The 22,858-nt window shown below is 67.2% G+C and carries 21 protein-coding genes and 1 tRNA gene; 16 read left to right on the top strand and 6 right to left on the bottom strand.

The window, feature by feature from the left end:
- The first annotated feature begins 2 nt into the window (after nucleotides 1–2).
- From ACN6PJ_RS04235 to ACN6PJ_RS04210, 6 genes are all read left to right on the top strand, one after another.
- Nucleotides 3–719, top strand: a complete 717-nt coding sequence (locus ACN6PJ_RS04235; RefSeq protein ID WP_427994653.1) for a response regulator transcription factor — start codon at nucleotides 3–5, stop codon at nucleotides 717–719.
- A complete protein-coding gene (locus tag ACN6PJ_RS04230) occupies nucleotides 716–2,071 on the top strand; it encodes an ATP-binding protein (RefSeq protein ID WP_427994652.1) in 1,356 nt (451 codons plus the stop codon). The genes ACN6PJ_RS04235 and ACN6PJ_RS04230 overlap by 4 nt, the downstream gene beginning before the upstream one ends.
- Nucleotides 2,072–2,134: 63 nt before the next feature.
- Complete coding sequence (locus tag ACN6PJ_RS04225; RefSeq protein ID WP_427994651.1) at nucleotides 2,135–2,917, top strand: phosphatase PAP2 family protein; 783 nt, start codon at nucleotides 2,135–2,137, stop codon at nucleotides 2,915–2,917.
- 91 nt (nucleotides 2,918–3,008) lie between these two features.
- On the top strand, nucleotides 3,009–3,737 hold the full coding sequence (locus ACN6PJ_RS04220; RefSeq protein ID WP_427994650.1) for a FadR/GntR family transcriptional regulator: 729 nt from the start codon (nucleotides 3,009–3,011) through the stop codon (nucleotides 3,735–3,737).
- Between the two features lie 152 nt (nucleotides 3,738–3,889).
- Entirely contained in the window at nucleotides 3,890–5,785 is a 1,896-nt protein-coding gene (locus ACN6PJ_RS04215) for an LTA synthase family protein (protein WP_427994649.1), read from the top strand.
- Nucleotides 5,786–5,970: 185 nt separating this feature from the next.
- Entirely contained in the window at nucleotides 5,971–6,873 is a 903-nt protein-coding gene (locus ACN6PJ_RS04210) for an acyltransferase (RefSeq protein ID WP_427994883.1), read from the top strand.
- A gap of 27 nt (nucleotides 6,874–6,900) precedes the next feature.
- On the opposite strand, the gene fahA is transcribed toward ACN6PJ_RS04210, so the two are convergent.
- Both fahA and hmgA read right to left on the bottom strand, forming a co-directional pair.
- Complete coding sequence (fahA, locus tag ACN6PJ_RS04205; RefSeq protein ID WP_427994648.1) at nucleotides 6,901–8,220, bottom strand: fumarylacetoacetase; 1,320 nt, start codon at nucleotides 8,218–8,220, stop codon at nucleotides 6,901–6,903.
- Between the two features lie 97 nt (nucleotides 8,221–8,317).
- Nucleotides 8,318–9,616: a homogentisate 1,2-dioxygenase gene (gene hmgA, locus ACN6PJ_RS04200; RefSeq protein WP_427994647.1), complete on the bottom strand. Its 1,299-nt coding sequence runs from the start codon at nucleotides 9,614–9,616 to the stop codon at nucleotides 8,318–8,320.
- A gap of 167 nt (nucleotides 9,617–9,783) precedes the next feature.
- Between hmgA and ACN6PJ_RS04195 the strand changes: the two genes are divergently transcribed.
- Nucleotides 9,784–10,695, top strand: coding sequence for a LysR family transcriptional regulator (locus ACN6PJ_RS04195; RefSeq protein ID WP_427994646.1), 912 nt, complete (start codon nucleotides 9,784–9,786; stop codon nucleotides 10,693–10,695).
- A gap of 176 nt (nucleotides 10,696–10,871) precedes the next feature.
- Here the strand turns inward: ACN6PJ_RS04195 and ACN6PJ_RS04190 are convergent, their stop codons facing one another.
- The 4 genes from ACN6PJ_RS04190 to mutM form a co-directional block, all read right to left on the bottom strand.
- Complete coding sequence (locus ACN6PJ_RS04190; RefSeq protein WP_043546277.1) at nucleotides 10,872–11,066, bottom strand: DUF2783 domain-containing protein; 195 nt, start codon at nucleotides 11,064–11,066, stop codon at nucleotides 10,872–10,874.
- Nucleotides 11,067–11,085: 19 nt separating this feature from the next.
- The gene (locus ACN6PJ_RS04185; RefSeq protein ID WP_427994645.1) at nucleotides 11,086–12,765 is read right to left on the bottom strand and encodes an FAD-dependent oxidoreductase; all 1,680 of its coding nucleotides are present in this window, start codon (nucleotides 12,763–12,765) and stop codon (nucleotides 11,086–11,088) included.
- Nucleotides 12,766–12,885: 120 nt separating this feature from the next.
- Nucleotides 12,886–13,839 carry an MBL fold metallo-hydrolase gene (locus tag ACN6PJ_RS04180; RefSeq protein WP_427994644.1) on the bottom strand — a complete coding sequence of 318 codons (954 nt, stop codon included), beginning with the start codon at nucleotides 13,837–13,839 and terminating at the stop codon, nucleotides 12,886–12,888.
- Between the two features lie 139 nt (nucleotides 13,840–13,978).
- Entirely contained in the window at nucleotides 13,979–14,806 is an 828-nt protein-coding gene (mutM, locus tag ACN6PJ_RS04175) for a bifunctional DNA-formamidopyrimidine glycosylase/DNA-(apurinic or apyrimidinic site) lyase (protein WP_427994882.1), read from the bottom strand.
- Here mutM and ACN6PJ_RS04170 point away from each other — a divergent pair.
- The 9 genes from ACN6PJ_RS04170 (at nucleotide 14,805) to ychF (ending at nucleotide 22,810) form a co-directional block, all read left to right on the top strand.
- Nucleotides 14,805–16,691: a tetratricopeptide repeat protein gene (locus ACN6PJ_RS04170; RefSeq protein WP_427994643.1), complete on the top strand. Its 1,887-nt coding sequence runs from the start codon at nucleotides 14,805–14,807 to the stop codon at nucleotides 16,689–16,691. The genes mutM and ACN6PJ_RS04170 overlap by 2 nt on opposite strands.
- Nucleotides 16,692–16,723: 32 nt before the next feature.
- Nucleotides 16,724–17,287, top strand: coding sequence for a lipoprotein insertase outer membrane protein LolB (gene lolB, locus ACN6PJ_RS04165; protein WP_427994642.1), 564 nt, complete (start codon nucleotides 16,724–16,726; stop codon nucleotides 17,285–17,287).
- Between the two features lie 7 nt (nucleotides 17,288–17,294).
- Nucleotides 17,295–18,206, top strand: coding sequence for a 4-(cytidine 5'-diphospho)-2-C-methyl-D-erythritol kinase (gene ispE / locus ACN6PJ_RS04160; protein ID WP_427994641.1), 912 nt, complete (start codon nucleotides 17,295–17,297; stop codon nucleotides 18,204–18,206).
- A gap of 1 nt (nucleotide 18,207) precedes the next feature.
- Nucleotides 18,208–18,284: transfer RNA gene (locus tag ACN6PJ_RS04155), tRNA-Gln, on the top strand.
- 144 nt (nucleotides 18,285–18,428) lie between these two features.
- Nucleotides 18,429–19,379 (top strand): ribose-phosphate pyrophosphokinase, encoded by a 951-nt coding sequence (locus tag ACN6PJ_RS04150; protein ID WP_006227587.1) that lies wholly within the window; start codon nucleotides 18,429–18,431, stop codon nucleotides 19,377–19,379.
- 147 nt (nucleotides 19,380–19,526) lie between these two features.
- The gene (locus ACN6PJ_RS04145) at nucleotides 19,527–20,141 is read left to right on the top strand and encodes a 50S ribosomal protein L25/general stress protein Ctc (RefSeq protein WP_427994640.1); all 615 of its coding nucleotides are present in this window, start codon (nucleotides 19,527–19,529) and stop codon (nucleotides 20,139–20,141) included.
- Nucleotides 20,142–20,240: 99 nt separating this feature from the next.
- Nucleotides 20,241–20,837 carry an aminoacyl-tRNA hydrolase gene (gene pth, locus ACN6PJ_RS04140; protein WP_427994639.1) on the top strand — a complete coding sequence of 199 codons (597 nt, stop codon included), beginning with the start codon at nucleotides 20,241–20,243 and terminating at the stop codon, nucleotides 20,835–20,837.
- Nucleotides 20,837–21,622: a CPBP family glutamic-type intramembrane protease gene (locus ACN6PJ_RS04135; RefSeq protein WP_427994638.1), complete on the top strand. Its 786-nt coding sequence runs from the start codon at nucleotides 20,837–20,839 to the stop codon at nucleotides 21,620–21,622. The genes pth and ACN6PJ_RS04135 overlap by 1 nt, the downstream gene beginning before the upstream one ends.
- Nucleotides 21,623–21,718: 96 nt before the next feature.
- On the top strand, nucleotides 21,719–22,810 hold the full coding sequence (ychF, locus tag ACN6PJ_RS04130) for a redox-regulated ATPase YchF (RefSeq protein ID WP_427994637.1): 1,092 nt from the start codon (nucleotides 21,719–21,721) through the stop codon (nucleotides 22,808–22,810).
- Nucleotides 22,811–22,858: the final 48 nt, after the last annotated feature.

Raw genomic sequence — 22,858 nt, 5'->3', positions numbered from 1 at the left:
CCATGGCAGCCAGTCCCGGGGCGGGCGCGAATTGCAGGGTCCTGATTGTCGAGGATGACCCCGTCATCGCAGGCAACCTGTACACCTTTCTGGAGGCCCGCGGCTTTTTGCCCGATGCGGCCTATTCCGGGCCCGCCGCGCTGCAGCGGCTGGCGGAACAGCGCTTCGACGCGCTGATCCTGGATATCGGCCTGCCGGGCATGGACGGCAACGCCGTGCTGCACACGCTGCGCAATGAAAGGCGGCTGGACGTGCCGGTGCTGATGCTTACCGCGCGCGACAGCCTGGAGGACAAGCTGGCCGGTTTTTCGCACGGCGCCGACGATTACCTGACCAAGCCCTTCGCGCTGCTCGAGGTCGAAGCGCGCCTGCTTGCGTTGATCCAGCGGGCCAAGGGGGCTACCGTGGATTCCGTGCGCACCTTCGGCCCGCTGTGCTACGACACGCGCAGCCGCGCCGTGTCCGTGAACGGCCATCCCGTGCACCTGACCCGCAAGGCCTGTCTCATCATCGAAACCCTGTTGCGGGATCCGGGCAGGGTGGTGCCGCGCGAAGAGCTGGAATCGGTGCTCTGGGGCAATGAGCCGCCGTCCTCGGACGCGCTGCGCAGCCAGGTGCATCTGTTGCGCCGCGCGCTTGCCGACGCCGGCTTCGATGGCATCGAGACCATACACGGGACCGGCTGGCGCCTGTCCCTGGATGGCGGGGCGGCGCCATGACGGTCGCTTCGGGCGGCACCCTGACTCAGCGCGTGGTGTGGGCGCTGACGGGAACGGTGGCGTTGTTCGTGACGGCGCTCGCCCTGCTGGCCTACCTGACCTTCGACCAGATGGAAGACGATCTGGTCAACGACATTCTGAACACCGAGATGGACCGGCTCGTGCAGCATGCGCGCGTCAGCGATGGCTTCCTGCCCCGCGAGGGCGTGCGCGAACTGGGCGGCTCCATGCGCGCCTGGGTCAGCTCGGACGGCAACCGGCCCGCGGGCATCCCGGACGAAATCCTGTCCCTGGACAGCGGGCTGCACCTGATCGAGCCGGGCGCCTACACCTGGCACGTCATGGTGGCCGATACGGGCCGCAGCAAGGTGTACCTGCTGTATGACGCCACCGACAACGAAGAGCGGGTCCATGACTTCGGCCTGATCGTGCTGGGCGTGGGCGCCATCTGCGTGGTGGGGGCCTATGCGCTATCGCGGCGCGTCGCCGCCGTGGCGGTCGGTCCGCTGCTGGACCTGACGGACCGGCTGGCGACCTGGGCGCCCGGCTCGCCCGACATGGCCGTGACCCGCGACGACGAGGCCGGCCGGCTGATCGAGGCGTTCAATCGGGTGCAGAACCAGGTGGACAGGTCGATCGCCCGCGAGCGCGAGTTCGCGGGCAACCTCAGCCATGAAGTGCGCACGCCGCTGGCCGCGATTCGTTCGGACAGCGAGCTGATGCTGCTGACCCAGGCGCTGACCCCAGACCAGCGCGAGCGCCTCGCCCGCGTGGTGGACAACGTGGACGACGTCATCGTCAGTCTGGAGAGCGCCCGCGCCATGGCGCGCGACCAACTGCGTCCGCCGGAGCCCGTGGATCTTTCCGCCTGCATGGAAGATGCCTGGCGGGGCTACGAAGCCAAGGCGGCGCTGGCGAAGTTGCGGTTCGACAACCAGATCCAGGCCGGCCATGTCCGCAGCCTGGACCGCTATGCCCTGCTGACGGTGCTGCGCAACCTGGTCCGCAACGCGGTGGAACACGCCGCGCCGGCTACGCTGACGGCCCGTTTGGCCGACGATGGCGGGTTCGAACTGGGCGACGACGGCAAGGGTATCGCGGCCGAAGACCTCCCGTTCCTGTTTCGCCGCTACTACAGCGGCCGCATGCGGGATTCCGGCCCTGGGGCGGCCGACGAGGCGGCGCGGGGGCTGGGCCTGGCCATCGCCAAGCGCGTCTGCGACATGCAGGGGTGGTCGCTGACCGTGGTTTCCTCCCGGGAAGGCGAGGCAAGGGGGACCCGTTTCACGCTGCGCTTCGAGGCCGGGGCTGCGCCGGCAGCGGCGGCGATGGACGCGCAAGCGCGAATTTGACGAAATTTCGACTGTCCGCGGCTTACGCTCTGCGTTTGCCCGACGCCCCCCTGTCCATCGACCATGCCGCCCTTATCGCCGCCCGAGCTTCGGAAGCCGACGGCCGCCTCGTACCTGTGCAGCCATGTCATCGCGGTGACCCTCGTCCTGGCCGGTCTGGCCTGGTGGGCCAACGCCTCCGGGCTGGATCTGCGCATCGCGCAAGCGCTGTTCGATACCGTCCTGGACGATTTCCCCCTGCGGGCCAACCGCTGGCTCGACCTGATCGGCCACCGCATGGTGCTGGCCCTGCCGATCGGCATTGCGCTGGCCTCCGTCGGCGTGGTGGCGGCCAGCTACCGCATACCGGCCTGGCGCCGCTGGCGCGGGCCGGCCCTGGCCGTCGCGGCGACCTGCCTGGCGGGTCAGGTGCTGGTGACGCAGCTGAAGCACCACACGACGCTGCCCCGGCCCTACGACTTGGACACGCTGGGCGGCTATACCCCCTATCCGCTGCACTGGTGGACCTGGGCGCGCGCCAGGGCGGGGGGCGCCTTGCCCAGCGGCCACGCTGGCGCGGGCTATTCCATGCTGACCCTTTATTTCGCGGGCTGGGCGCTGGGGCGGCCCGCCTGGCGTTGGGGCGGGCTGGCCGTCGGCATCGCCGCCGGCGCGGGCTTCTCGGCCGTGCGCATCCTGCAGGGCGCCCATTTCCTGAGCCAGACGCTCTGGTCGGCGGCCTTGCTGTGGTTCCTGGCAGCATTGTGCTTCTATCCGCTCATCGTGGGCCATCCGGGCGGCACGCGGGCCGGGCGGCGCCGCAGGGATGGCGGTGTCCAGGCCGCCGGCACCGGAAAAGGGGCCTGAGTGGTGTGTCGTCGTACAACTGGCCACACGTATAATCGTCGGGCGCGAGTTTTCAGCGTCTCGCCTTGTGCAACCGCTTTCGGATCCTCTGATGAACGCTCCCGCCGAATCCCCCGTCTTGCCGCAGCGTCGTCCCCGGAACCTGGCCCAGGGCCTGGTCGAGAGCATTTCGGAACGCATCCGCGGCGGCGAGATCCGGCCGGGGGACAAGCTTCCGACCGAGTCCGAAATCATGCGGCAGTTCGGCGTGAGCCGCACCGTCGTGCGCGAGGCCCTGTCCCGGCTGCAGGCTTCGGGCCTGGTCGAAACCCATCACGGCGTGGGCACGTATGCGCTGGAGCCCAGCGGCGGCGGCGACTTCCGGGTGGATCCGGCCGACATCGCCACGGTGCGCGACGTGCTGGTCCTGCTGGAGCTGCGCATCTGCCTGGAAAGCGAGGCCGCGAGCCTGGCCGCCGGCAGGCGCACCGAAACGCAGCTGCAGGAAATGCGCAGGGCGCTGGACGCGTTCAAGCACGCCCTGGACGGCGGCGGCGACACGGTCACGCCGGACTTCCAGTTCCACCTGCTGATCGCGCAATCCACCGACAACCGCTATTTCGCGGACCTCATGTCGCACCTGGGGTCGGCCATCATCCCGCGCACCCGCATCAATTCCGCGAAGTTCGCCCATGAAGACCGGGCGGCCTACCTGGCGCGCGTGAACCTCGAGCACGAGGACATCTACGGCGCCATCCTGCGCCAGGACGCGGAGGGCGCGCGCGCGGCCATGCGCACGCACCTGAGCAACAGCCGCGAACGCCTGCGGCGCGCGCAATAGCAAGAAGGCAACATGCGGGTAGGCAGCGCCAAACCGCGTTACTCTTGCCCGTTTTCTTTTTTTCGACGACGAGGCGGCATGGTTCTGCTCGGCATACAAAGCAGCGTTTTTTTCACTGAGCAGGCTACCCGCGGCCGGGGGAGGGCGGATTCATGCGCCGGCTGACGCTACGCTTCATCATTGCCATCCTGGCGCTGCTGACGCTGTCGCGCCTGGGCCTTGCCTTCTGGATGTGGGACCGCGTGCAGGCCGCCGGCGGGCTCGCGCCGTTGCTGTTGGGCGGCCTGCGCATCGACGTATGCCTGCTGTCGATGGTGATCGCGCTGCCGGCCGTGCTCTCGCCCTGGTTCGGGCACCGGCCGCTGGCCGCTCGCATCACCGCGTGGTGGTTCCGCGTCTGGTGGATGCTCTACGTGCTGCTGGAAGTCTCAACGCCCCAGTTCATCGCCGAATACGATACGCGGCCGAACCGCCTGTATTTCATCTACCTGCTCAATCCGAAGGAAGTCGGCTCCATGCTGTGGCAGGGCTACAAGGGCGTGCTGCTGGCGGCCTTCGTGGTGCTGGCGATTGCCGCTTGGATGGCGGTCAGGCTGTTCCCGACCCGGGCGCGCGACCCCGTTATGGGGTGGTGGAAGCGGCCGGTGGCCTCGTTCGTGATCCTGGCGCTGGTGTTCCTGGGCGCGCGCGGCACGCTGGAGCACCGGCCGATCAATCCCGCCAAGGTTGCGTTCAGTTCCGACGCGATGGTCAACGCCCTGGCGCTCAATTCCCTGTACAGCGTGTTCGACGCGGCCTATCGCATGCGCGACGAGCGTTCCTCCGCCGCGATGTATCCGAAGATGGCGGTGGACGAGATGAATGCGATCGTGCGCGAAAAGGCCGGCATCGCGGGTGCGCCGCTGGATCCGCGCTATCCCAGCCTGCATGCGCAGAAGGCCACGGTGCGCCGGGACAAGCCGCTGAACGTCGTGATCATCCTGCAGGAAAGCCTGGGGGCGCAGTACGTGGGCAGCCTGGGCGGGCGCGACCTGACGCCCAACATCGACCGGCTGGGCAAGGAAGGCTGGATGTTCCATCGCGCCTACGCGACGGGCACGCGCTCCGTGCGGGGCATCGAGGCCGTCACGGCGGGCTTCCTGCCCAGCGTGGCCGACGCCGTCGTGAAGCTGCCGCGCTCGCAGACCGGCTTCTTCACGCTGGCGCAGCTGCTGGGCAAGCACGGCTACCATTCGCGCTTCGTGTACGGCGGAGAGTCGCACTTCGACAACATGCGCGCGTTCTTCCTGGGCAACGGCTTCGACGAGATCGTGGACCGTCCCAAGTTCGTGGACCCGGTGTTCGAAGGATCGTGGGGCGCATCGGACGAGGACATGTTCAATCAGGTGGACCGACTGCTGCGCGCCGATGGCGACAAGCCGGTATTCACGCTGGCGTTCTCGGTCACCAACCATTCGCCCTGGGAGTATCCGGCCGGCCGCATTACGCCCGTGGGGGACCCGGCATCGGTGGACAACACCGTGCGCTATGCGGATTGGGCGCTAGGCCAATTCTTCGATAAGGCGAGGAAGGCGCCCTATTGGAACAACACGGTGTTCCTGGTGATCGCCGACCACGATTCGCGGGTGTATGGCTCGATCCCGGTGCCGGTGCGGCATTTCCAGATCCCGGCGCTGATCCTGGGGGCGGGAATCGCGCCCCGCCAGGATGACCGCCTGGTCAGCCAGATCGACATGGCTCCCACCCTGTTGTCCTTGATCGGCCTGGACAATGTGAATCCGATGCTGGGCGTGGACCTGACGCGGCGCGACCCGAACCGGGCGATGATGCAGTACGCGGACAATTTCGGCTACCTGCAGGGCGACAAGCTGCTGGTGCTGGAGCCGTCCAAGCCGCCCCGGGAATTCCGGTACGAGGCGGCGCCGGTGGGCCGCGATGAAGTGTACGAGCCGGTGGAGCCCGCCGATCCCAAGCTCACGGAAGAGGCCCTGGCGCACGCGCTCTGGGCGAGCTGGGCGTACCGCGAAGAGAAATACCGGCTGCCCTGACGCGCCGTCAAGGCGGTTCCGGCCCCATGCCGCCGCCTTGATCCTGCGCAAGCCGTTTTCCGCCCGGGAGCCGCAAACTGGCGGCCATGACTTTTCCAGATCAATCCCAGAACGCTGGCCCCGCCGCCGTGCAGCCCGGCGCGGCCGAATCCGGCACGCTCAGGCCGCAACGCCGCGCCTGGCCGGTGCCGCGCGGACGGTTCGCCTGGATGACCGGCGCATTCAGCGTGGTTCTGCTGTCCGCCAGCACCGTGTTCTGGTGCCTGTTGCTGTTCCCGGTGGCGCTGCTCAAGCTGCTGCTGCCTTTGCCCGCGGTCCGGCGGCGCGTCGACCCGGCGCTCAACGCCATCGCGACGGCCTGGGTGTCCGGCAACGCCGGCTGGTTCGCGCGAATCCAGCGGGCGCCCTGGGACGTCCAGGGCCATGCCGGACTGCGCTACGCGGACTGGTACCTGGTCAACTGCAACCACCAGTCGTGGGTGGACATCTTCGTGCTGCAGCGTTCGCTGAACCGGCGCATTCCGCTGCTGAAGTTCTTCCTGAAGCGCCAGCTGATCTACGTGCCGGTCATCGGCCTGGCGTGGTGGGCGCTGGATTTTCCGTTCATGAAGCGTCATGGCAAGGCCGAGCTGCGGCGCAACCCCGCCCTGGGGCGCGAGGATCAGGAGGCCGCCCGGCGCGCATGCGAGAAGTTTTCGCTGGTGCCGACCAGCGTGATGGTGTTCGCCGAAGGCACGCGGTTCACCGAGGCCAAGCGGGCCGCCCAGGCCTCGCCGTACCGCCATCTGCTCAAGCCCAAGGCGGGCGGGCTGGCGGTGGCGCTGAACGCGATGGGGTCGCGCTTCCGTTCGATGATCGATGCCACCATCGCCTATCCGGAAGGCATACCCAGCTTCTGGGACCTGGCCTGCGGCCGCGCGGGCCAGGTGGTGGTGCGCATGCGGCAACTGCCGGTGCCGCCGGCCTTCTGCGACGCCGACTACACCCGGGACAAGGCGTTCCGGTCGGAATTCCACCACTGGCTGGGGCAGCAATGGCAGGCCAAGGACGACGAGATCGAACGGCTGATGGCGCGCCACGCCCGTTGAGCGCGGCGCGCCGGCAATTCCGCTGGGTCAGATGCGCGCCGGCAGCACCGTGCCCGAGCTTTCGCCGAACCCGATCCGCGGGTAGCCCGCCTTCACGCATTCGGCCCGCATGATGATCTGGTCGCCATCCTGCAGGAAGGTGCGCTTTTCGCCCCAGGGCAGCTCGATCGGCGCCTTGCCGCCGTTGCTCAGTTCAAGCAGCGAACCGGCTTCGGAGGCCTGCGGACCGGACAGCGTGCCGGTGCCCAGCATATCGCCCGGCTGCAGGTTGCAGCCGTTGACCGTGTGGTGCGCGATCAACTGCGCCACGTTCCAGTAGGCGTCGCGGAAGTTGCTGCGCGACAGATGGGCGGGCGGCTGTTTTTCGGCGCGCGATTTCTCGGTCGTCAGCAGCACGTCCATCTGCACGTCGAAGGCGCCCTTGGCGCGGTTGGCGTCGGACGCCAGGTAGGGCATGGGCTGCGGCTCGGACGGGCCGCGATTCCACTGCGTGCGGAACGGTTCCAGCGCTTCCATGGTGACGACCCACGGCGAAATCGTGGAGGCGAAGTTCTTGGACAGGAAGGGGCCCAGCGGCTGGTATTCCCACGCCTGGATGTCGCGCGCCGACCAGTCGTTCAGGATGCACAGGCCGAACACGTGCGATTCGGCGTCCGCCAGCGGGATCCGTTCGCCCTGGGCGTTGCCCGTGCCGACGAAGATGCCCAGCTCCAGTTCGTAGTCCAGGCGGGCGCAGGGGCCGAATTGCGGCGTTTCGCCTTCATTGGCGGGGCGCGTCTGGCCGACGGGCCGGGGGAACTTCTGGTCCACGCCGATGCTGGAGGCGCGGCCATGGTAGCCGATGGGCACCCATTTGTAGTTCGGCAGCAGGGGATTGTCGGGGCGGAACTGCTTGCCCACCGAGGTGGCGTGGTGCACCGAGATGTAGAAGTCGGTGTAGTCGCCGATGCGCGCCGGCGTGGCGTATTCCGCGTCGGCCTGGGGAACCAGCAGCGGCTCGATCGCATCGCGCAGGGCGGCGCCTTCGCGCAACGCGCGAGACAGCGCCAGGCGCAGCGCGCTCCAGCGGGCCTGGCCCAGCGCCATCAATCCGTTCAGGCTGTCGGCGGCGCAGGCCGCCAGGGCTTCGGCGGCCGGACCTTCGAAAGGCTGCTTCGCGGCCAGCGCGGCCAGGTCCAGGATCTGGTCGCCGATGGCGACGCCCACGCGGAACGGTTCGGACGTGCCCTTGCGGCGGAACGAGGCGTACGGGAGGTTCTGCACCGGGAAATCCGACGCGTTCGAGTTGGCGCTGGCGACCCAGCTCTTCAGGGACGGGTCGTGGGTTTCATTGATGGTGGTGGTCATGGCTGCGTGTCTCTTTCAGTGTTGTGATAAATCCAAATGCCAAACGGCGATGAGCTTGCGCTCATCGCCGCGGGCGTGGAAAGCCGGGGCTTTCGCGTCACGCCTTGTTCGGGTCGAAATGCTTGGCCAGGCCCTGCCAGCACCGGTAATAGTCGCCCTGCAATTCTACCGAGGCCAGCGCCTGTTCCGTCGGCCGGATGACGCGCCGGGTCTCGAACATGAACGCCATCGTGTCGCGGATGTAATGGGCCGTGCCGGTGTCGGCATGGGAAGCCTTTTCGAAGGTTTCCGCGTCAGGGCCGTGGCCGCTCATGCAGTTGTGCAGGCTGGCGCCGCCGGGGGCGAAACCGTCGGCCTTGGCGTCGTACACGCCCTGGATCAGCCCCATGAATTCGCTGGCGACGTTGCGGTGGAACCAGGGCGGGCGGAAAGTGTTTTCCATGGCCAGGATGCGCGGCGGGAAGATCGCGAAATCCATGTTGGCCGTTCCCGGGGTATCGGACGGGGCGGTCAGCACCGTGAAGATAGAGGGATCCGGGTGGTCGTAGCTGATCGAGCCGATGGTGTTGAAGTTGCGCAGATCGTACTTGTACGGCGCGTGCGTGCCGTGCCAGGCGACGACGTTCAACGGGGAATGGCCGATGGAGGCGCGCCAGAAGCCGCCCGTGAACTTGGCGATCAGCTCGAAATCGCCTTCCAGGTCCTCGTACCAGGCCACGGGCGTCTTGAAGTCGCGCGCATTGGCCAGGCAGTTCGAGCCGATCGGGCCCAGCTCGGGCAGGCGCAGCGCCGCCCCGAAGTTCTCCAGCATGTAGCCGCGGGCGGAGCCGTCCAGCAGTTCCACGCGGAAGCGCACGCCGCGCGGGATGACGGCGATTTCCAGGGGCTCCAGGTCGATCAGGCCGAGTTCCGTGGCCAGGCGCAGGCGGCCTTCCTGCGGCACCAGCAGCAGTTCGCCGTCGGCGTTGTAGAAATAGCGGCCCTCCATCGAGCGGTTGGCCGCATACAGGTGGATGCCCACGCCGCTCTGTTCGTCGGGGCCGCCGTTGCCGCCCCAGGTCTTCACGCCTTCCAGGAAATCGGTGGGGGCGGTCGGGATGGGCATCGGGCTCCAGCGCAGCTGGTTGGGCGTCACCGGCGCATGGCCGAACGAACTGAGCCAGCCCGAGGCGCCTTCAAAGGCCTCGAAGGGCTTGTGCTGCGCGCCGGGGCGGATGCGATAGAGCCACGAGCGGCGGTTTTCGCTGCGGGGCGCCGTGAAGGCGGTGCCGGATAGTTGCTCGGCATACAGGCCGTAGGGGCATTGCTGGGGCGAATTGCGGCCCACCGGCAGCGCGCCGGGCAGCGCCTCGGTGGCGCAATCGTTGCCGAATCCGGTTTGGTATTGCAGTTCCATGGAATCCTCCTGGACGGCTGCGCGGTGCTTGGCCGCGCGGCCTTGGTTCAGATCGCCCGTCCGGACGGAGTCCCCCGGGCCATACGCCATTGTCGGAAAAATCCACCTCCGCGGCTACGGGAATGTAAAAATAGAGACTATAAAATTTGTGAATAATGGAGAGAGCCGTGGCCGAGCTGCGCGATGTCGACCTGAACCTGTTGCTGCTGTTCCAGCACCTGCTGGAGGACCGCAACCTGTCGGCCGTAGCGCGTCGGATGGACCTGTCGCAGCCCGCCGTCAGCAATGCGCTGCGCCGCCTGCGGGAAGCGTTCGGCGACGACCTGTTCGTGCGCACCGGCCAGGGCATGCTGCCCACGCCGCGCGCGCAGCGCCTGGCGGGGCCCGTCAGCGAAGCGCTGACCGTGCTGTCGCAGGCGCTGAAGGACCAGGACGTATTCGACGCCGCCACCAGCACCCGGCGGTTCCGGGTGGCGATGACGGATGTGGGCGAGATCCATTTCATGCCCCGGCTGATGGAAGTGTGCGTGCAGGTTGCGCCGCAGGTGCGCATCGATTCCGTGCGCATCCAGGGGCCGGACCTGGCGCGGGAAATGGAGGCGGGGCGCGTGGACCTGGCGATCGGCGCGTTCGATGACATGGGGGCGGGCACCCTGCAACGCATGTTGTTTCGCCAAGGGTACGCAACCCTGTTCCGGCAGGCGCACCCGACGGCCCATGCAGGCATGGGCCTCAAGGCCTTTCGGGCCGAGCGCCACTTGATCGTCTCGCGGGCCGCGCCCTACGGGCAGGTGAACCAGTCCATGGAGCGAGCGGGCGTGGAGCTGGCGCAGCACTTCAGCGTGCCGCATTTCTCGGCGGTGCCGTACATCGTGAGCGCCACGGACCTGCTGGCCACAGTGCCCGAAAAGCTGGCCGCCAGCGCCGCGCCGCCCTTCGGCCTGCGCTTCATGACGCCGCCGGTGAGGGTCCCCGCGCTGCAGACGAACCTGTACTGGCAGCGCAGGGTGGACCGCGATAGCGGCAACCAGTGGCTGCGCGCGCTGATCGTCAATGCGTTTGCGGTAGGAGGGGCGTAGGATGGGTGCAGCGCGAGAGTTTCTGCATAAGAACGCAACCGCCCAGCGCGCGAAACCCATGCGGCCGTGGGCAGACTGGGCCTGGCATCGGCCGAAAAACAATCGATTGCGGCCGCATGGGTTTCGCGCGCCGGAGAGCCATGTTCTTGCTCAAGGGCCCTCGCGCGGCACCCATCCTACGGCGCCACCGAGGCGCGCGCGTGGCGCAGGGCTTCGCGCAGCACGTCCATGTCGCCCAGGTGGTTGGCCAGCAGCAGGATCAGCGCGGCGTTGAGTTCCTGGCTTTGCTCGTTGCTCAGGTCGCGGTGGGTCTCGATCAGCGCCTCGTAGAAGTCGTCCGGCGAGCTCAGGTTGGTTTCGGTAATCAGCATGATGGAGTGATCTCGAAGTTCAGGCGCGGCCGATGGCGCGGCTGACGGCCGCGGCGACGGCGCCGGCGTCGAAGGCGCGCCAGCGCGCGGCGATGTGCTGGTCGGGGCGGATCAGGTAGGCCGTGCCGGGCTGCGCGTCATAGCGCTTGCCCAGACAGCCTTCGCCGTCCGTCACCACGGCCAGTTCCGCGGGCAGCGATGACGGATCGCATTGCGGGCTGGCCACCAGCACGGCCTTGACCGGAACGGGCGCCATGCGCAGGGCCTGCAGGGCGAGCAGCGTGTCGCGGCCGGGCAGGGCATCGCCGCAGAACAGCGCCAGCACGAATTCGCCGTCCAGCTGCGACAGCCACCATTCCGGTTCGCCGCGCGTCTGCACCGGCGCATCCAGCGCTACGGCTCCGGGCACCATGCGGCCGGCGAAGGCGTCGGCGTCCGGCGTGTTCAGCGGCGAAGCCGCGTAGGTGGCGGGCAGCGACAGGCGGCCGCTGTTGACCAGCGAACGCGCGAAGGGGTGGGTCTTCGCCAGATTCAGGACCGCGTTGCGGAAGCTGCGGCTGATGTCGCTCTTGGGCGTGATGAAGTCGGTGGCGCGCGAGGAATTCAGGATATTTTCGTCGGCGGCGTACTCGCGCTCGGCGCCATAGCTGTCGATCAGCGTTTCGGGCGCCTGGCCGGCCAGCACCAGCTTCAGCTTCCACGCCAGGTTTTCCGCGTCCTGCACGCCGCTGTTGGCGCCGCGCGCGCCGAACGGCGAAACGCGGTGCGCGGAGTCGCCGGCGAAGACGATGCGGCCGTGGCGGAACTTGTCCATCCGCTCGCACGCGAAGGTATAGACGCTGACCCATTCCAGTTCGAAGCGCGCGTCGGGGCCGAGCAGGGCGCGGATGCGCGGCAGCACGTTTTCCGGCTTGACGGCCTCGACGGGGTCGGCGTTCCAGCCCAGCTGGAAGTCGATGCGCCAGACGTTGTCGGGCTGCCGATGCAGCAGCACGGACTGGTTGGGATGGAAGGGCGGATCGAACCAGAACCAGCGCTCGGTCGGAAAATCGGCCTGCATCTTCACGTCGGCGATCAGGAAGCGGTCGCGGAAGATGCGGCCATGGCTTTCCTGACCGATGAGCTTGCGCACCGGCGAACGCGCGCCGTCGCAAGCGATCAGCCAATCCGCGTGCAGCGGATACGAGCCGTCGGGGGTTTCCACGCCCAGGACCACGCCGTCGTCCGCCTGGGTAACGGCGACGACCTTGTTTTTCCAGCGCAGGTCGATGTTGGGTTCCTGGCTCGCCCGCTCGTACAGATAGCCTTCGGCGTAGTACTGCTGCAGGTTGATGAACGCCGGGCGGCGGTGGCCGGGCTCTGGCAGCAGGTCGAAGCGCCATACTTCCTGTTCACGGAAGAAGACCTTGCCCACATTCCACGACACGCCCTTGTCGATCATGCGCTGGCCGACGCCCAGGCGGTCCCAGATCTCCAGCGTGCGCTTGGAGAAACAGATGGCGCGCGAGCCGGTCGACAGGCGGAAATCGTCGTCCAGCACGACCACGCGCACGCCCTGCCGGGCCAGATCCAGCGCGGTGGTCAGCCCGACCGGCCCGGCTCCCACGATCACGACCTGATGCCGCGCGAGCGCGCTGGCGGCCTGGTCCGCGTGCTTTTCATAGGCGAATTCCATCGCCTGAAAATCGATGTCTCCCACGGTTGTCTCCTGTGTGGGTCATTTTGCTTTTATGCGCCGACGCCGCGCGCTGCCTGGCGGCGCGCGATTCCGGTTCCTGCGTGGCGGGGGCGGGGCCGCCAGCGGCGGCCCCTGCGGGGATCAGCCTTCCAGCTGAGCCCACATCTCCAGGTCGCGCTTGTCGGTCCAGATGCGCGGATCGTTGTAGCCGGTGGCCTCGTCATAGGCGCGCGACACGTCGAACGGCATGCAGTGATCGAAGATCACCCAATCGCTGTAGCGCGGCTTCATGAAATCGTAGACCTCGCGGTAGATGGTCTTCAGGTCCTTGCCTTCGGCCACGCCGCGGTTCACGGCGCCATACAGGTCGGTCAGGAAGGCGCGGGTGCCGGCCAGGCCCTGGCGGACTTCGGCGGCGTTCTTCAGCGCCGGGCCGCGGCCGGGAACCATTTTCTCGGCGTCGAAGCCCGACAGCGCGTCCAGCGTCGTGGGCCAGTCGCGGAAATAGGCGTCGCCGCAGTAGGGGGTGGACTGGTACTCGACCAGGTCGCCTGCGAACAGGATCTTCTGCTCGGGCAGCCAGGCGATGGTGTCGCCCTTGGTATGGCCGCGGCCCACCTGCAGCAGCTTGACTTCCAGGTTGCCCAGGTTGACGGTCATTTCGCCCTTGAACGTCATCGTCGGCCAGACCAGGCCGGGCGGAATCGATTCGGCGTTGCGGAACAGGCGGGGGAAGCGGCCGATTTCGCTGGCCTTGTCCTGCTCGCCGCGCTCGGCGATCAGGTCATAGGTGTCGCGGCTGGCCAGGATTTCCTGCGCGTTGTAGGCCGACGCGCCGAACACGCGCACCGCGTGGTAGTGCGACAGCAGGATGTACTTGATGGGCTTGTCGGTGACTTCGCGGATGCGGCGGATCACGTCTTGCGCCATGACGGGAGTGGCCTGGGTGTCGATCACCATGACGGCCTCATCGCCGATGATCACGCCCGTGTTGGGGTCGCCTTCGGCCGTGTAGGCATAGGCATTGTCGGACAGTTTTTCGAACGAGACGACCTTGTCGTCCAGGTCGGCGTGCGAGGCGAATTGCTTGCTCATGGGGGCTCCTTCCACTTTTATAGGAATAAGGGGTGTGGAAGGAATATAGCCCGCCGTTAGTGTTTGTGCAATACGTTTGCTATAAACGAACGTCCTTGTTTTTACAGGGATTTCCCGGGGATTTTCGGGCGGCGCAGGCCTAGTTCCTTTGGCATTTAGGGCAGTAATAGGTGGCGCGCTGGCCCTGCACGAAGCGCCGGATCGGGGTGGCGCAGACCCGGCAAGGCTGGCCCTCCCGCTCGTAGACCGCCGCGTGGATCTCGAAATAGGCCCCCGGCTCGCCCGTGGCCCCGACGTAGTCGCGCAGGGTGCTGCCGCCTGAAGTCAGGGCATCGGCCAGCGTGGCGCGCACCATGTCCGCCAGGCGGTCGCAGCGGGCCGGCGACAGCTTGTTTGCCGGGGTCTTGGGGTTGATCCGGGCCCGGAACAGGCTTTCCGACGCATAGATATTGCCCACGCCCACCACCGCCATGCCCGCCAGCAGCACCTGCTTGACGGCGGCGCCGTGGTTCTTGAAATGGCGGTGCAGCCAGGCGCCGTCGAAGCGCGGGTCGAAGGGTTCGATGCCCAGCTTGGCCAGCAGGGGATGGGCCTCGATGGGGCCGTCGGATCCGGGGTGCCACAGCACCGCGCCGAAGCGGCGGGGGTCATGCAGGCGCAGGACCGTCTGCTCGAAGATCCATTCGACGTGGTCGTGCTTGCGCAGGAATTCGCCCGGGGCGACGCTGCGCAGGGATCCCGACATGCCCAGGTGGACGATCTGGGTGCCGTGCTCGAAGCGCAGCAGCAGGTACTTGCCTCGGCGCGCGCATTCCAGCACGGCCCGGCCGCCGACCAGCGCCGGCAGATCCGGCGGTATGGGCCAGCGCATGCGGGATTCGTGGACGACCAGCCGCGTGAGCGTCCGGCCGGTGATGACGGCGTCTATTCCCCGACGCGTGGTTTCGACTTCAGGCAGTTCCGGCATGAGCCAGTGTAAGATCATCAATTGCGTGTACGAAGATTGTGCCATCAACCGGACGGGCCGCGTGAAGTCGTCTTTCAAACCAATGAACATCGGGATTGCCGCGCTGGCGCTTGCGCTGGCAGCAATACTGACCCCGCCGGCGCAGGCCGCCGACAGCCGGACCCGCGATGCGACCGGGCCTCGCATGGCGCCCCAGAGCCGTCAGCCTGAAACCGAGGTGATCCGCCTGCGTCCCGGCCAGTTGCCCTACGTGTCGCTGACCGCCGACATCTTTTACCGCGTGCTGGCGTCCGAGATCGCCGCGCAGCGGGGCATGTTCGGATCGGCCGCCACCACGATGCTCGGCCTGGCCCGGGACACCAGCGATCCGCGCCTGGCCCGCCGCGCCCTGGAATTCCAGCTCGCCGGAGGCAACCTGCCGGGCGCGCTGGAGGCTGCCCGCGTCTGGGCGCGCCTGTCCCCCAACGACGTGGAAGCCAGTTCCACCGAATTGGCGCTGGCCGCGGCCAATGGCCAGACCAAGGGCCTGGCGCAGGCGCTGCGCAACCGCATCGACGCCTCCCGCGACAAGCCGGCGGCCATCGGCCAGGCCTTGGCCGTGCTGAGCCGGCTCAACGATCGCCGCCTGGCCCTGCGCATCCTGGACGAATCCCTGAGCGACAGCGCGCGCAAGCTGCCCGCCGCGCACCTGGCGCTGGCGGACGTGGCCTCCGCTGCGGGCGACTACGAACGCGCCGCCCAGGAGTCCCGCGCGGCGCTGGCCGCCGATCCCAAGTCCGAGGCCGCCGCCCAGCGCGTGCTGGAATACGGCGCCAAGGTGGATCCGCAGCGTGCGCAGGCCGAGGCCCGCGCCTATATCGCCCGCCATCCCAATGCGCGCAAGGTGCGCCTGATGCTGGCCGGCCAGTTGGCCGACAGCGGCGACTACAACGGCGCCCTGGCGGAGTTGCAGGCCATGTCGCGCCGTTCGCCGGAAGATTTCGACCTGCTGTTCATGCAGGCGCAACTCGCCTACAAGGCCGGGCAGCTGCCGCAGGCCAAGACGCTGCTTCAGCAATACCTGGACGTGCAGAACCAGCGCCAGCGCGCCACCGTGCCGGGCGCGACCGACGCCGGCGCCGCGGCCGCCGATGCCCATGTGCTGCTCGCCCGGATCGCTGAAGATCAGGGGCACTACGACGATGCCATCGCCGAGCTGGGCCGCATCGACGACCCGACCCTGCGCTACTCCGTGCGCATGCGCCAGGCCGCGCTGCGCGCCAAGGGCGGCAAGATCGACAGCGCGCTCTCCATGATCGACGCCGCCGGTCCCCAGGACGACGAGGAGCGCACGCTGGGCGTGCTGACCAAGGCCCAGATCCTGCGCGACGCCGACCGCGTGCCGCAGGCGATATCGGTGCTCGAGGCGGCCGACCAGGCGATGCCCGACACGGTCGAAATCAAGTACGAGCTGGCCATGCTCTACGAGCGCCAGAACCGTCTCGATGACCTGGAGCGCATGCTGCGCCAGGTCATCGCGCTGGATCCGGATCATGCCCATGCCTACAACGCGCTGGGCTATACGCTGGCCGACCACAACCAGCGCCTGCCCGAGGCCCTGGACCTGATCACCCAGGCGCTCGAGCTGTCCCCCAACGACCCCTTCATCCTGGACAGCATGGGCTGGGTCAAGTACCGGATGGGCGATTCCACCGCGGCCGCCGACTACCTGCGCCGCGCCTACAGCGTGCGTCCGGAAGCCGATATCGCCGCGCACCTGGCGGAAGTCCTCTGGAGCCAGGGCAAGCGCGACCAGGCCGTCGACCTGCTGCGCGCCGCGCTGCGGAAGGATCCGAAGAACAAGACCGTCCAGGACGTCATCAAGCGCCTGGGGGTTGGCCTGTGACGCCGGCGGTGCCGCGCCCGCGCAATGCCGCGATGTTGTTGCGCTGGGCGTTGATGGCGATGCTGGCCGCATTCCTGGCGGCCTGCACCACGCCCAAGCCGATCGAAGGCGCCGGCGCCGACGCGTTTTCCCGCATCGGGCGTTTCGCGCTCACGGTCAACGAGGAAAGCGGCAAGCAGAATGCCGTGCAGGGCGGCTTTTCCTGGGCCGACGATGGACGCCGCTATGTGCTGGACCTGACCAACCCGCTGGGCTCGACCGAAGCCCGCGTGGAAGGGCGGCCGGGCGCGGCCAGCCTCACCAAATCGGACGGCACGCGCCTGGTCGCCGACAATCCCGACGCCCTCGCGGGCGAGGCGCTGGGCAGCAGCGTGCCCGTATCCGGCTTGCGCGATTGGCTGCGCGGCAAGCTGGCTCCGCAGCCGGAAGCCACCGAGGTGTCCCGCGATGAGCTGGGCCGTCCCGTGGCGTTCGAGCAGGGCGGCTGGCGCGCGCGCCTGTCGCGCTACGACGCGCTGGGCCCGCAACTGCTGGTCCTGGAGCGCCTGGAGCCGGGCCGCCGCATCCTGCTGCGGCTGGTCGTCAACCAACCCTAGTGCCGCCGTGACTCTCTACGACGTACCCGCGCCCGCCAAGCTGAACCTGTTCCTGCACGTGGTGGGCCGGCGCGCCGACGGCTACCATCTGCTGCAGACCGCGTTCCGGTTCATCGACCTTTGCGACACGCTGCATTTCGATGCGCGGGCCGACGGCGTCATCAGCCGCGCCACGGACCTGCCGGGCGTGCCGCCCGAGCAGGACCTGACCTTGCGCGCCGCGCATGCCTTGCAGCGCGCCACGGGCACGAAGCAGGGGGTGCAGATCGGGCTTGAAAAGCGCATTCCGCAGGGCGGCGGCCTGGGGGGCGGATCCAGCGACGCGGCCACGGTGCTGATCGCATTGAACCGGCTTTGGGGAACGGGGCTGTCGCGGCGCGAGCTGATGGCCCTGGCCTTGCCGCTGGGCGCCGACGTGCCGGTCTTCGTATTCGGGCAATCGGCCTTCGCGCAAGGCGTGGGCGAAGAGCTGGCGGCGGTCGCGCTGCCGGAACGCGCCTATCTGGTGGCGCAGCCGGATGCCAGCGTGCCGACCGCTGAAATATTTTCGGCACCCGATTTGACAAGAGATTCTTCTTACATCACAATAGCGGACTTTCTTGCTTCGCCAACTTTCTGCTTCGGCAGGAACGATTTGGAGCCGGTGGTCTACCGCCTTTACCCAGAAGTGCTTGGGGCATCGCGGTGGCTTGCCGAACAGCTGAAGCCTCAGGGCATCGCGGTTCGCATGTCGGGATCTGGCGCGTGTTTATACGCCGAGTTTTCCGAACTTTCCGAAGCCGTTTTGGCGAAAACAGAAATTACCGCTATAATGCGCGGCGCTGATAAAAAAATCAGCCAAACGCATCCACGGTTTCGGTTAGTGCAGGCTTGTACTGGATTGGCTGAGCATCCGTTGCGGAATTGGATTGCAAGATAGTTGGGGAGTCGCCAAGCTGGTTAAGGCACCGGATTTTGATTCCGGCATGCGAAGGTTCGAATCCTTCCTCCCCAGCCAACCGAATACATAACAAAGCTGTTGAACACGCCTGTAAGACACTGGCCCGGGTTCAGCAGCTTTTTTATTTTCCGGATCGGCTGGTGTTTTGTTTCACCCCGCATCACCTCGTCAGTGTCTTAAACGACCATCGCATCATCCATCATGGCAAACGATAGCTTCATGATTTTCACGGGCACCGCCAACACTCGGCTGGCCGTGGACGTAGTCAACCACCTCGATATGTCCCTGGGCAAGATGACCGTCGGTCGCTTCTCGGACGGCGAGGTGATGGTCGAGATCAACGAGAATGTGCGCGGCAAGGACGTCTTCGTCCTGCAACCCACCTGTGCCCCCACCAACGACAACCTGATGGAAATCATGGTGATGGTCGATGCGCTGCGCCGCGCTTCCGCTGGCCGCATCACCGCCGCGATTCCCTATTTCGGCTATGCCCGCCAGGACCGCCGCCCGCGTTCGGCGCGCGTGGCCATCTCGGCGAAGGTCGTGGCCAACATGCTGCAAGTGGCCGGCGTCGACCGCGTCCTGACGATGGACCTGCACGCCGACCAGATCCAGGGTTTCTTCGACATCCCCGTGGACAACATCTACGCGGGCCCGATCCTGCTGGGCGACATCTGGCGCCGCAACTTCTCGAACCTGGTCGTCGTGTCCCCGGACATCGGCGGCGTGGTGCGGGCCCGCGCGCTGGCCAAGCAGCTGGAAGCCGACCTGGCCATCATCGACAAGCGCCGTCCGCGCGCCAACGTGTCGGAAGTGATGAACATCATCGGTGAAGTCGACGGCCGCACCTGCATCATCATGGACGACATGGTCGACACCGCCGGCACGCTGTGCAAGGCGGCCCAGGCCCTGAAGGACCGCGGCGCCGGCGCCGTCTACGCCTATTGCACGCACCCCGTGCTGTCGGGCGGCGCCATCGACCGCATCGAAGCGTCGGAACTGGACGAACTCGTCGTCACCGACACCATTCCGCTCTCCGAGCAAGGCCAGGCCAGCGGCAAGATCCGCCAACTGTCGTGCGCCGCGCTGCTGGGCGAGACCATCCTGCGCATTTCGAACGCGGAATCGGTCAGCTCGCTGTTCGTCGATTAAGACGCGGCGTCCCTCGGACGGGCAGTCCGGATACTGAGTTTTGCGCCTTGCTGGTCGCGGCAAGGCGCAACAAACACGGCGCGCATTTCGCGTGCCGTGCACCAACCGGCGGAGTCTCTTCGCCATTTATCGTTTTTGGAGTTATCCATGAAATTCAATGCCACTGCGCGTAGCGTCCAGGGTTCGAGTGCGAGCCGCCGCCTGCGCCGCGCGGGCCGCGTTCCCGCCATCGTTTATGGCGGTACGGCTGCCCCCCTGAACATCGAACTCGACCACAACGAGATCTACCACGCCCTGCGCAAGGAAGAGTTCCACGCTTCCATCCTGCAAATGGCGCTGGAAGGCGCGGCCAAGGACGAGCAAGTCCTGCTGCGTTCGGTTCAATGGCACGCCTACAAGCCGCAAGTCCTGCACGTGGACTTCCAGCGCGTGGACGCCAACCAGGCCCTGCACACCAAGGTCCCGTTCCACTTCATCAACGCTGAAGTCTCGCCGGCCGTGAAGCTGGGCGGCGCCATCATCAGCCACGTCCTGACCGAACTGGAAGTGACCTGCCTGCCGGCCGCTCTGCCCCAGTTCATCGAAGTCGACCTGAAGGACCTGTTGCCCGGCGCTTCGATCCACCTGGCCGACATCAAGCTGCCCAAGGGCGTGACGTACGTCCCCCACGGTGGCGATGCCAACCCGCTGGTGGCTGCTGCCGTCGTCAAGGGCGGCGCCGCTGCCGCCGAGGAAGGCGAAGCCGAAGCCCCGGCCGCCTAAGCTCGCCCCGCCGGGCCCATGGGCCCGCAGGCGGCCTGAGCCCGAAACCCTGCGTGTGCATTTGCATGCGCAGGGTTTTTTGGTTTAAACACCCCCATCATGTCTACTCCCATACGCCTCATCGTGGGATTGGGTAATCCCGGTCCCGACTACGAAACCACCCGGCACAATGCCGGCTTCTGGCTCGCCGACCATCTGGCGGACGATCTGCGCGCGTCTTTCGCGCTGGAGAAGTCCTTTTTCGGCTTGGTGGCCAAGGCTCGCCTGGGCGCGGACAACGTGCTGCTGCTCAAGCCCGCCACCTATATGAACCGGTCCGGCCAGGCGGTCGGCGCGCTGGCCCGCTTCTACAAGCTGACGCCGGAGCAGGTGCTGGTGCTGCACGACGAACTCGACCTGATGCCCGGCCAGGTGAAGCTCAAGCAGGGCGGAGGCCATGCCGGCCACAATGGCCTGAAGGACATCCAGGCGGCGCTGGGCAGCCCCAATTTCTGGCGCCTGCGCATCGGCATCGGCCATCCGCGCACGCTCGGCCTGGCGCAGCAGGTGGCGGACTTCGTCCTGCATTCGCCGCGCCGCGAAGAACAGAAGCAGATCGAAGCCGTCATCGACCGCTGCCGCGCCGTCGTCCCCGCCATGCTGGCCGGAGACTTTCCGCTGGCCACCCGCCAGCTCCACAGCGGCAACGACGCCTGATGGCGGACGCTGGCGACCGGCCCGCCATGCCACGCGGCAAGCTGCGCTTGCGCAGCGAAGTCGTGGATTTCTGGCGCTTCATCCGCCGGCCTCATCCGGTCGCGCGCCTGCCCGGACGGGCGGCCGCCACCGGGCTGGCAGCCGACTGGTGGCCGGGCATCTCGCCGGGGCGCTTGCTGGCCTGGGCCGCGCTGCTGTGGGCCGTGAACCTTTTCGCGCTGGGGCCGCTGGCGGTGGCCGCGGCCGGGCTGGGAGGCGTCACTCACCGGCTCGACCCCGCGAACATTCCCTGGCTGACCGCCGTGCTGTGGGCGCCGCTGGTCGAGGAGATGCTGTTCCGCTATGGCCTGCGCCGCCCGAAGCAGGCCTTGTGGCTGATCCCCGCGATGCTGCCCGTGGTGCTGTGGGGGCCCAAGGCCTGGACGGGTCTGCTGCTGGTCGCATTCGTGATCCTGGCCTGTTGGGGCGTGCGCCGGCGCGCCGAACCCCTGAAAGCCTGGGACACGACCTGGCGCCGCTATTACCTGAGGCACTTCGGCCTGGTGTTCCACCTGGTCGCGCTGACCTTCGCCGCCGTGCACCTGACCAATTTCGTCTACGCCAAGACGCCATACTGGCTCCTGCCCCTGCTGGTCCTGCCGCAATGGCTGACCGGGCTGGTGCTGGGCTGGATCCGAGTGCGGCGCGGGATCGGCGCGGCCATGCTGCTGCACGCGATCTTCAATGCCGGCCCCATTTTGATGATCTGGCTGATCATGCGCTGGGCCCCGACCGCCGCCGGTTAGCGGGGCCGCATGCCCGCCGCTTCGGCGAAAACCCATTCCGCCCGGCGGGGTAAACTAGAACGTTAACGATCAATACCGTACTTACACAGGATTCCCATGGCTCTGCAATGCGGCATCGTCGGCCTGCCCAACGTTGGCAAATCGACACTCTTCAACGCTCTGACCCGCGCCGGCATCGCCGCCGAGAACTATCCGTTCTGCACCATCGAGCCCAACGTCGGCGTGGTCGAAGTGCCGGATCCGCGCCTGCAGAAGCTGGCCGAAATCGTCAAGCCCGAACGCATCCTGTCCGCCACCGTCGAATTCGTCGACATCGCGGGCCTGGTCGCCGGCGCGAGCAAGGGCGAAGGCCTGGGCAACCAGTTCCTCTCGCACATCCGCGAAACCGACGCCATCGTGAACGTGGTGCGCTGCTTCGAGGATCCCAACGTGATCCACGTCGCGGGCAAGGTCGATCCCATCGCCGACATCGAAGTCATCGAGACCGAACTGGCCCTGGCCGACCTGCAGACCGCCGAGAAGGCCCTGCTGCGCCACCAGAAGACCGCGCGTTCCGGCGACAAGGAATCGCAGCGCATCGTCGCCGTGCTGGAAAAATGCGTGGCCCAGCTCAACCAGGCCCAGCCCATCCGCGCGCTGGACCTGAGCACCGAAGAAAAGGCCGACATCGCCCAACTCTGCTTCATCACCGCCAAGCGCGCGATGTACGTGGGCAACGTGGCCGACGACGGCTTCACCAACAACCCGCTGCTCGACCGCCTGACCGAATTCGCCGCCAAGCGCAACGCGCCCGTGGTCGCCATCTGCGCCGCCATCGAATCCGAGATCGTCGACCTGGACGACGCCGACCGCCAGGCCTTCCTGTCCGACATGGGCATGGAAGAACCCGGCCTGAACCGCCTGATCCGCGCCGCCTTCAAGCTGCTGGGCCTGCAAACCTACTTCACCGCCGGCGTGAAGGAAGTGCGCGCCTGGACCGTGCCGATCGGCGCCACCGCGCCCCAGGCCGCTGGCGTCATCCACACCGACTTCGAGCGCGGCTTCATCCGCGCCCAGACCATCGCCTACGAAGACTTCATCACCTACAAGGGCGAACAGGGCGCCAAGGAAGCGGGCAAGATGCGCGCCGAAGGCAAGGAATACATCGTGCAGGATGGCGATGTGATGAATTTCCTGTTCAACGTCTGATCCATCCACCGCACTTTCGGGACATGCCGTAGCGTCCCGCGAAAAATC

Origin of the sequence: Achromobacter sp. (assembly GCF_050285585.1) — a bacterium.
In the GTDB taxonomy this organism is placed as follows: domain Bacteria; phylum Pseudomonadota; class Gammaproteobacteria; order Burkholderiales; family Burkholderiaceae_B; genus Achromobacter.
The sequence above is the reverse complement of the archived record's forward strand: the minus strand, read 5'-3'. Positions and strand labels throughout refer to the sequence as shown.

Excerpts from the sequence above, each read along its gene's own strand:
- ACN6PJ_RS04215 (WP_427994649.1), top strand. The coding sequence starts at position 3,890 with ATGCGCCGGCTGACGCTACGCTTCATCATTGCCATCCTGGCGCTGCTG.
- ychF (WP_427994637.1), top strand. The coding sequence starts at position 21,719 with ATGGCTCTGCAATGCGGCATCGTCGGCCTGCCCAACGTTGGCAAATCG.
- fahA (WP_427994648.1), bottom strand. The coding sequence starts at position 8,220 with ATGACCACCACCATCAATGAAACCCACGACCCGTCCCTGAAGAGCTGG.
- ACN6PJ_RS04220 (WP_427994650.1), top strand. The coding sequence starts at position 3,009 with ATGAACGCTCCCGCCGAATCCCCCGTCTTGCCGCAGCGTCGTCCCCGG.
- ACN6PJ_RS04225 (WP_427994651.1), top strand. The coding sequence starts at position 2,135 with ATGCCGCCCTTATCGCCGCCCGAGCTTCGGAAGCCGACGGCCGCCTCG.
- ACN6PJ_RS04230 (WP_427994652.1), top strand. The coding sequence starts at position 716 with ATGACGGTCGCTTCGGGCGGCACCCTGACTCAGCGCGTGGTGTGGGCG.
- mutM (WP_427994882.1), bottom strand. The coding sequence starts at position 14,806 with ATGCCGGAACTGCCTGAAGTCGAAACCACGCGTCGGGGAATAGACGCC.
- ACN6PJ_RS04235 (WP_427994653.1), top strand. The coding sequence starts at position 3 with ATGGCAGCCAGTCCCGGGGCGGGCGCGAATTGCAGGGTCCTGATTGTC.
- ACN6PJ_RS04170 (WP_427994643.1), top strand. The coding sequence starts at position 14,805 with ATGAGCCAGTGTAAGATCATCAATTGCGTGTACGAAGATTGTGCCATC.
- ACN6PJ_RS04145 (WP_427994640.1), top strand. The coding sequence starts at position 19,527 with ATGAAATTCAATGCCACTGCGCGTAGCGTCCAGGGTTCGAGTGCGAGC.
- pth (WP_427994639.1), top strand. The coding sequence starts at position 20,241 with ATGTCTACTCCCATACGCCTCATCGTGGGATTGGGTAATCCCGGTCCC.
- ACN6PJ_RS04180 (WP_427994644.1), bottom strand. The coding sequence starts at position 13,839 with ATGAGCAAGCAATTCGCCTCGCACGCCGACCTGGACGACAAGGTCGTC.
- hmgA (WP_427994647.1), bottom strand. The coding sequence starts at position 9,616 with ATGGAACTGCAATACCAAACCGGATTCGGCAACGATTGCGCCACCGAG.
- lolB (WP_427994642.1), top strand. The coding sequence starts at position 16,724 with ATGTTGTTGCGCTGGGCGTTGATGGCGATGCTGGCCGCATTCCTGGCG.
- ACN6PJ_RS04135 (WP_427994638.1), top strand. The coding sequence starts at position 20,837 with ATGGCGGACGCTGGCGACCGGCCCGCCATGCCACGCGGCAAGCTGCGC.
- ACN6PJ_RS04150 (WP_006227587.1), top strand. The coding sequence starts at position 18,429 with ATGGCAAACGATAGCTTCATGATTTTCACGGGCACCGCCAACACTCGG.
- ACN6PJ_RS04190 (WP_043546277.1), bottom strand. The coding sequence starts at position 11,066 with ATGCTGATTACCGAAACCAACCTGAGCTCGCCGGACGACTTCTACGAG.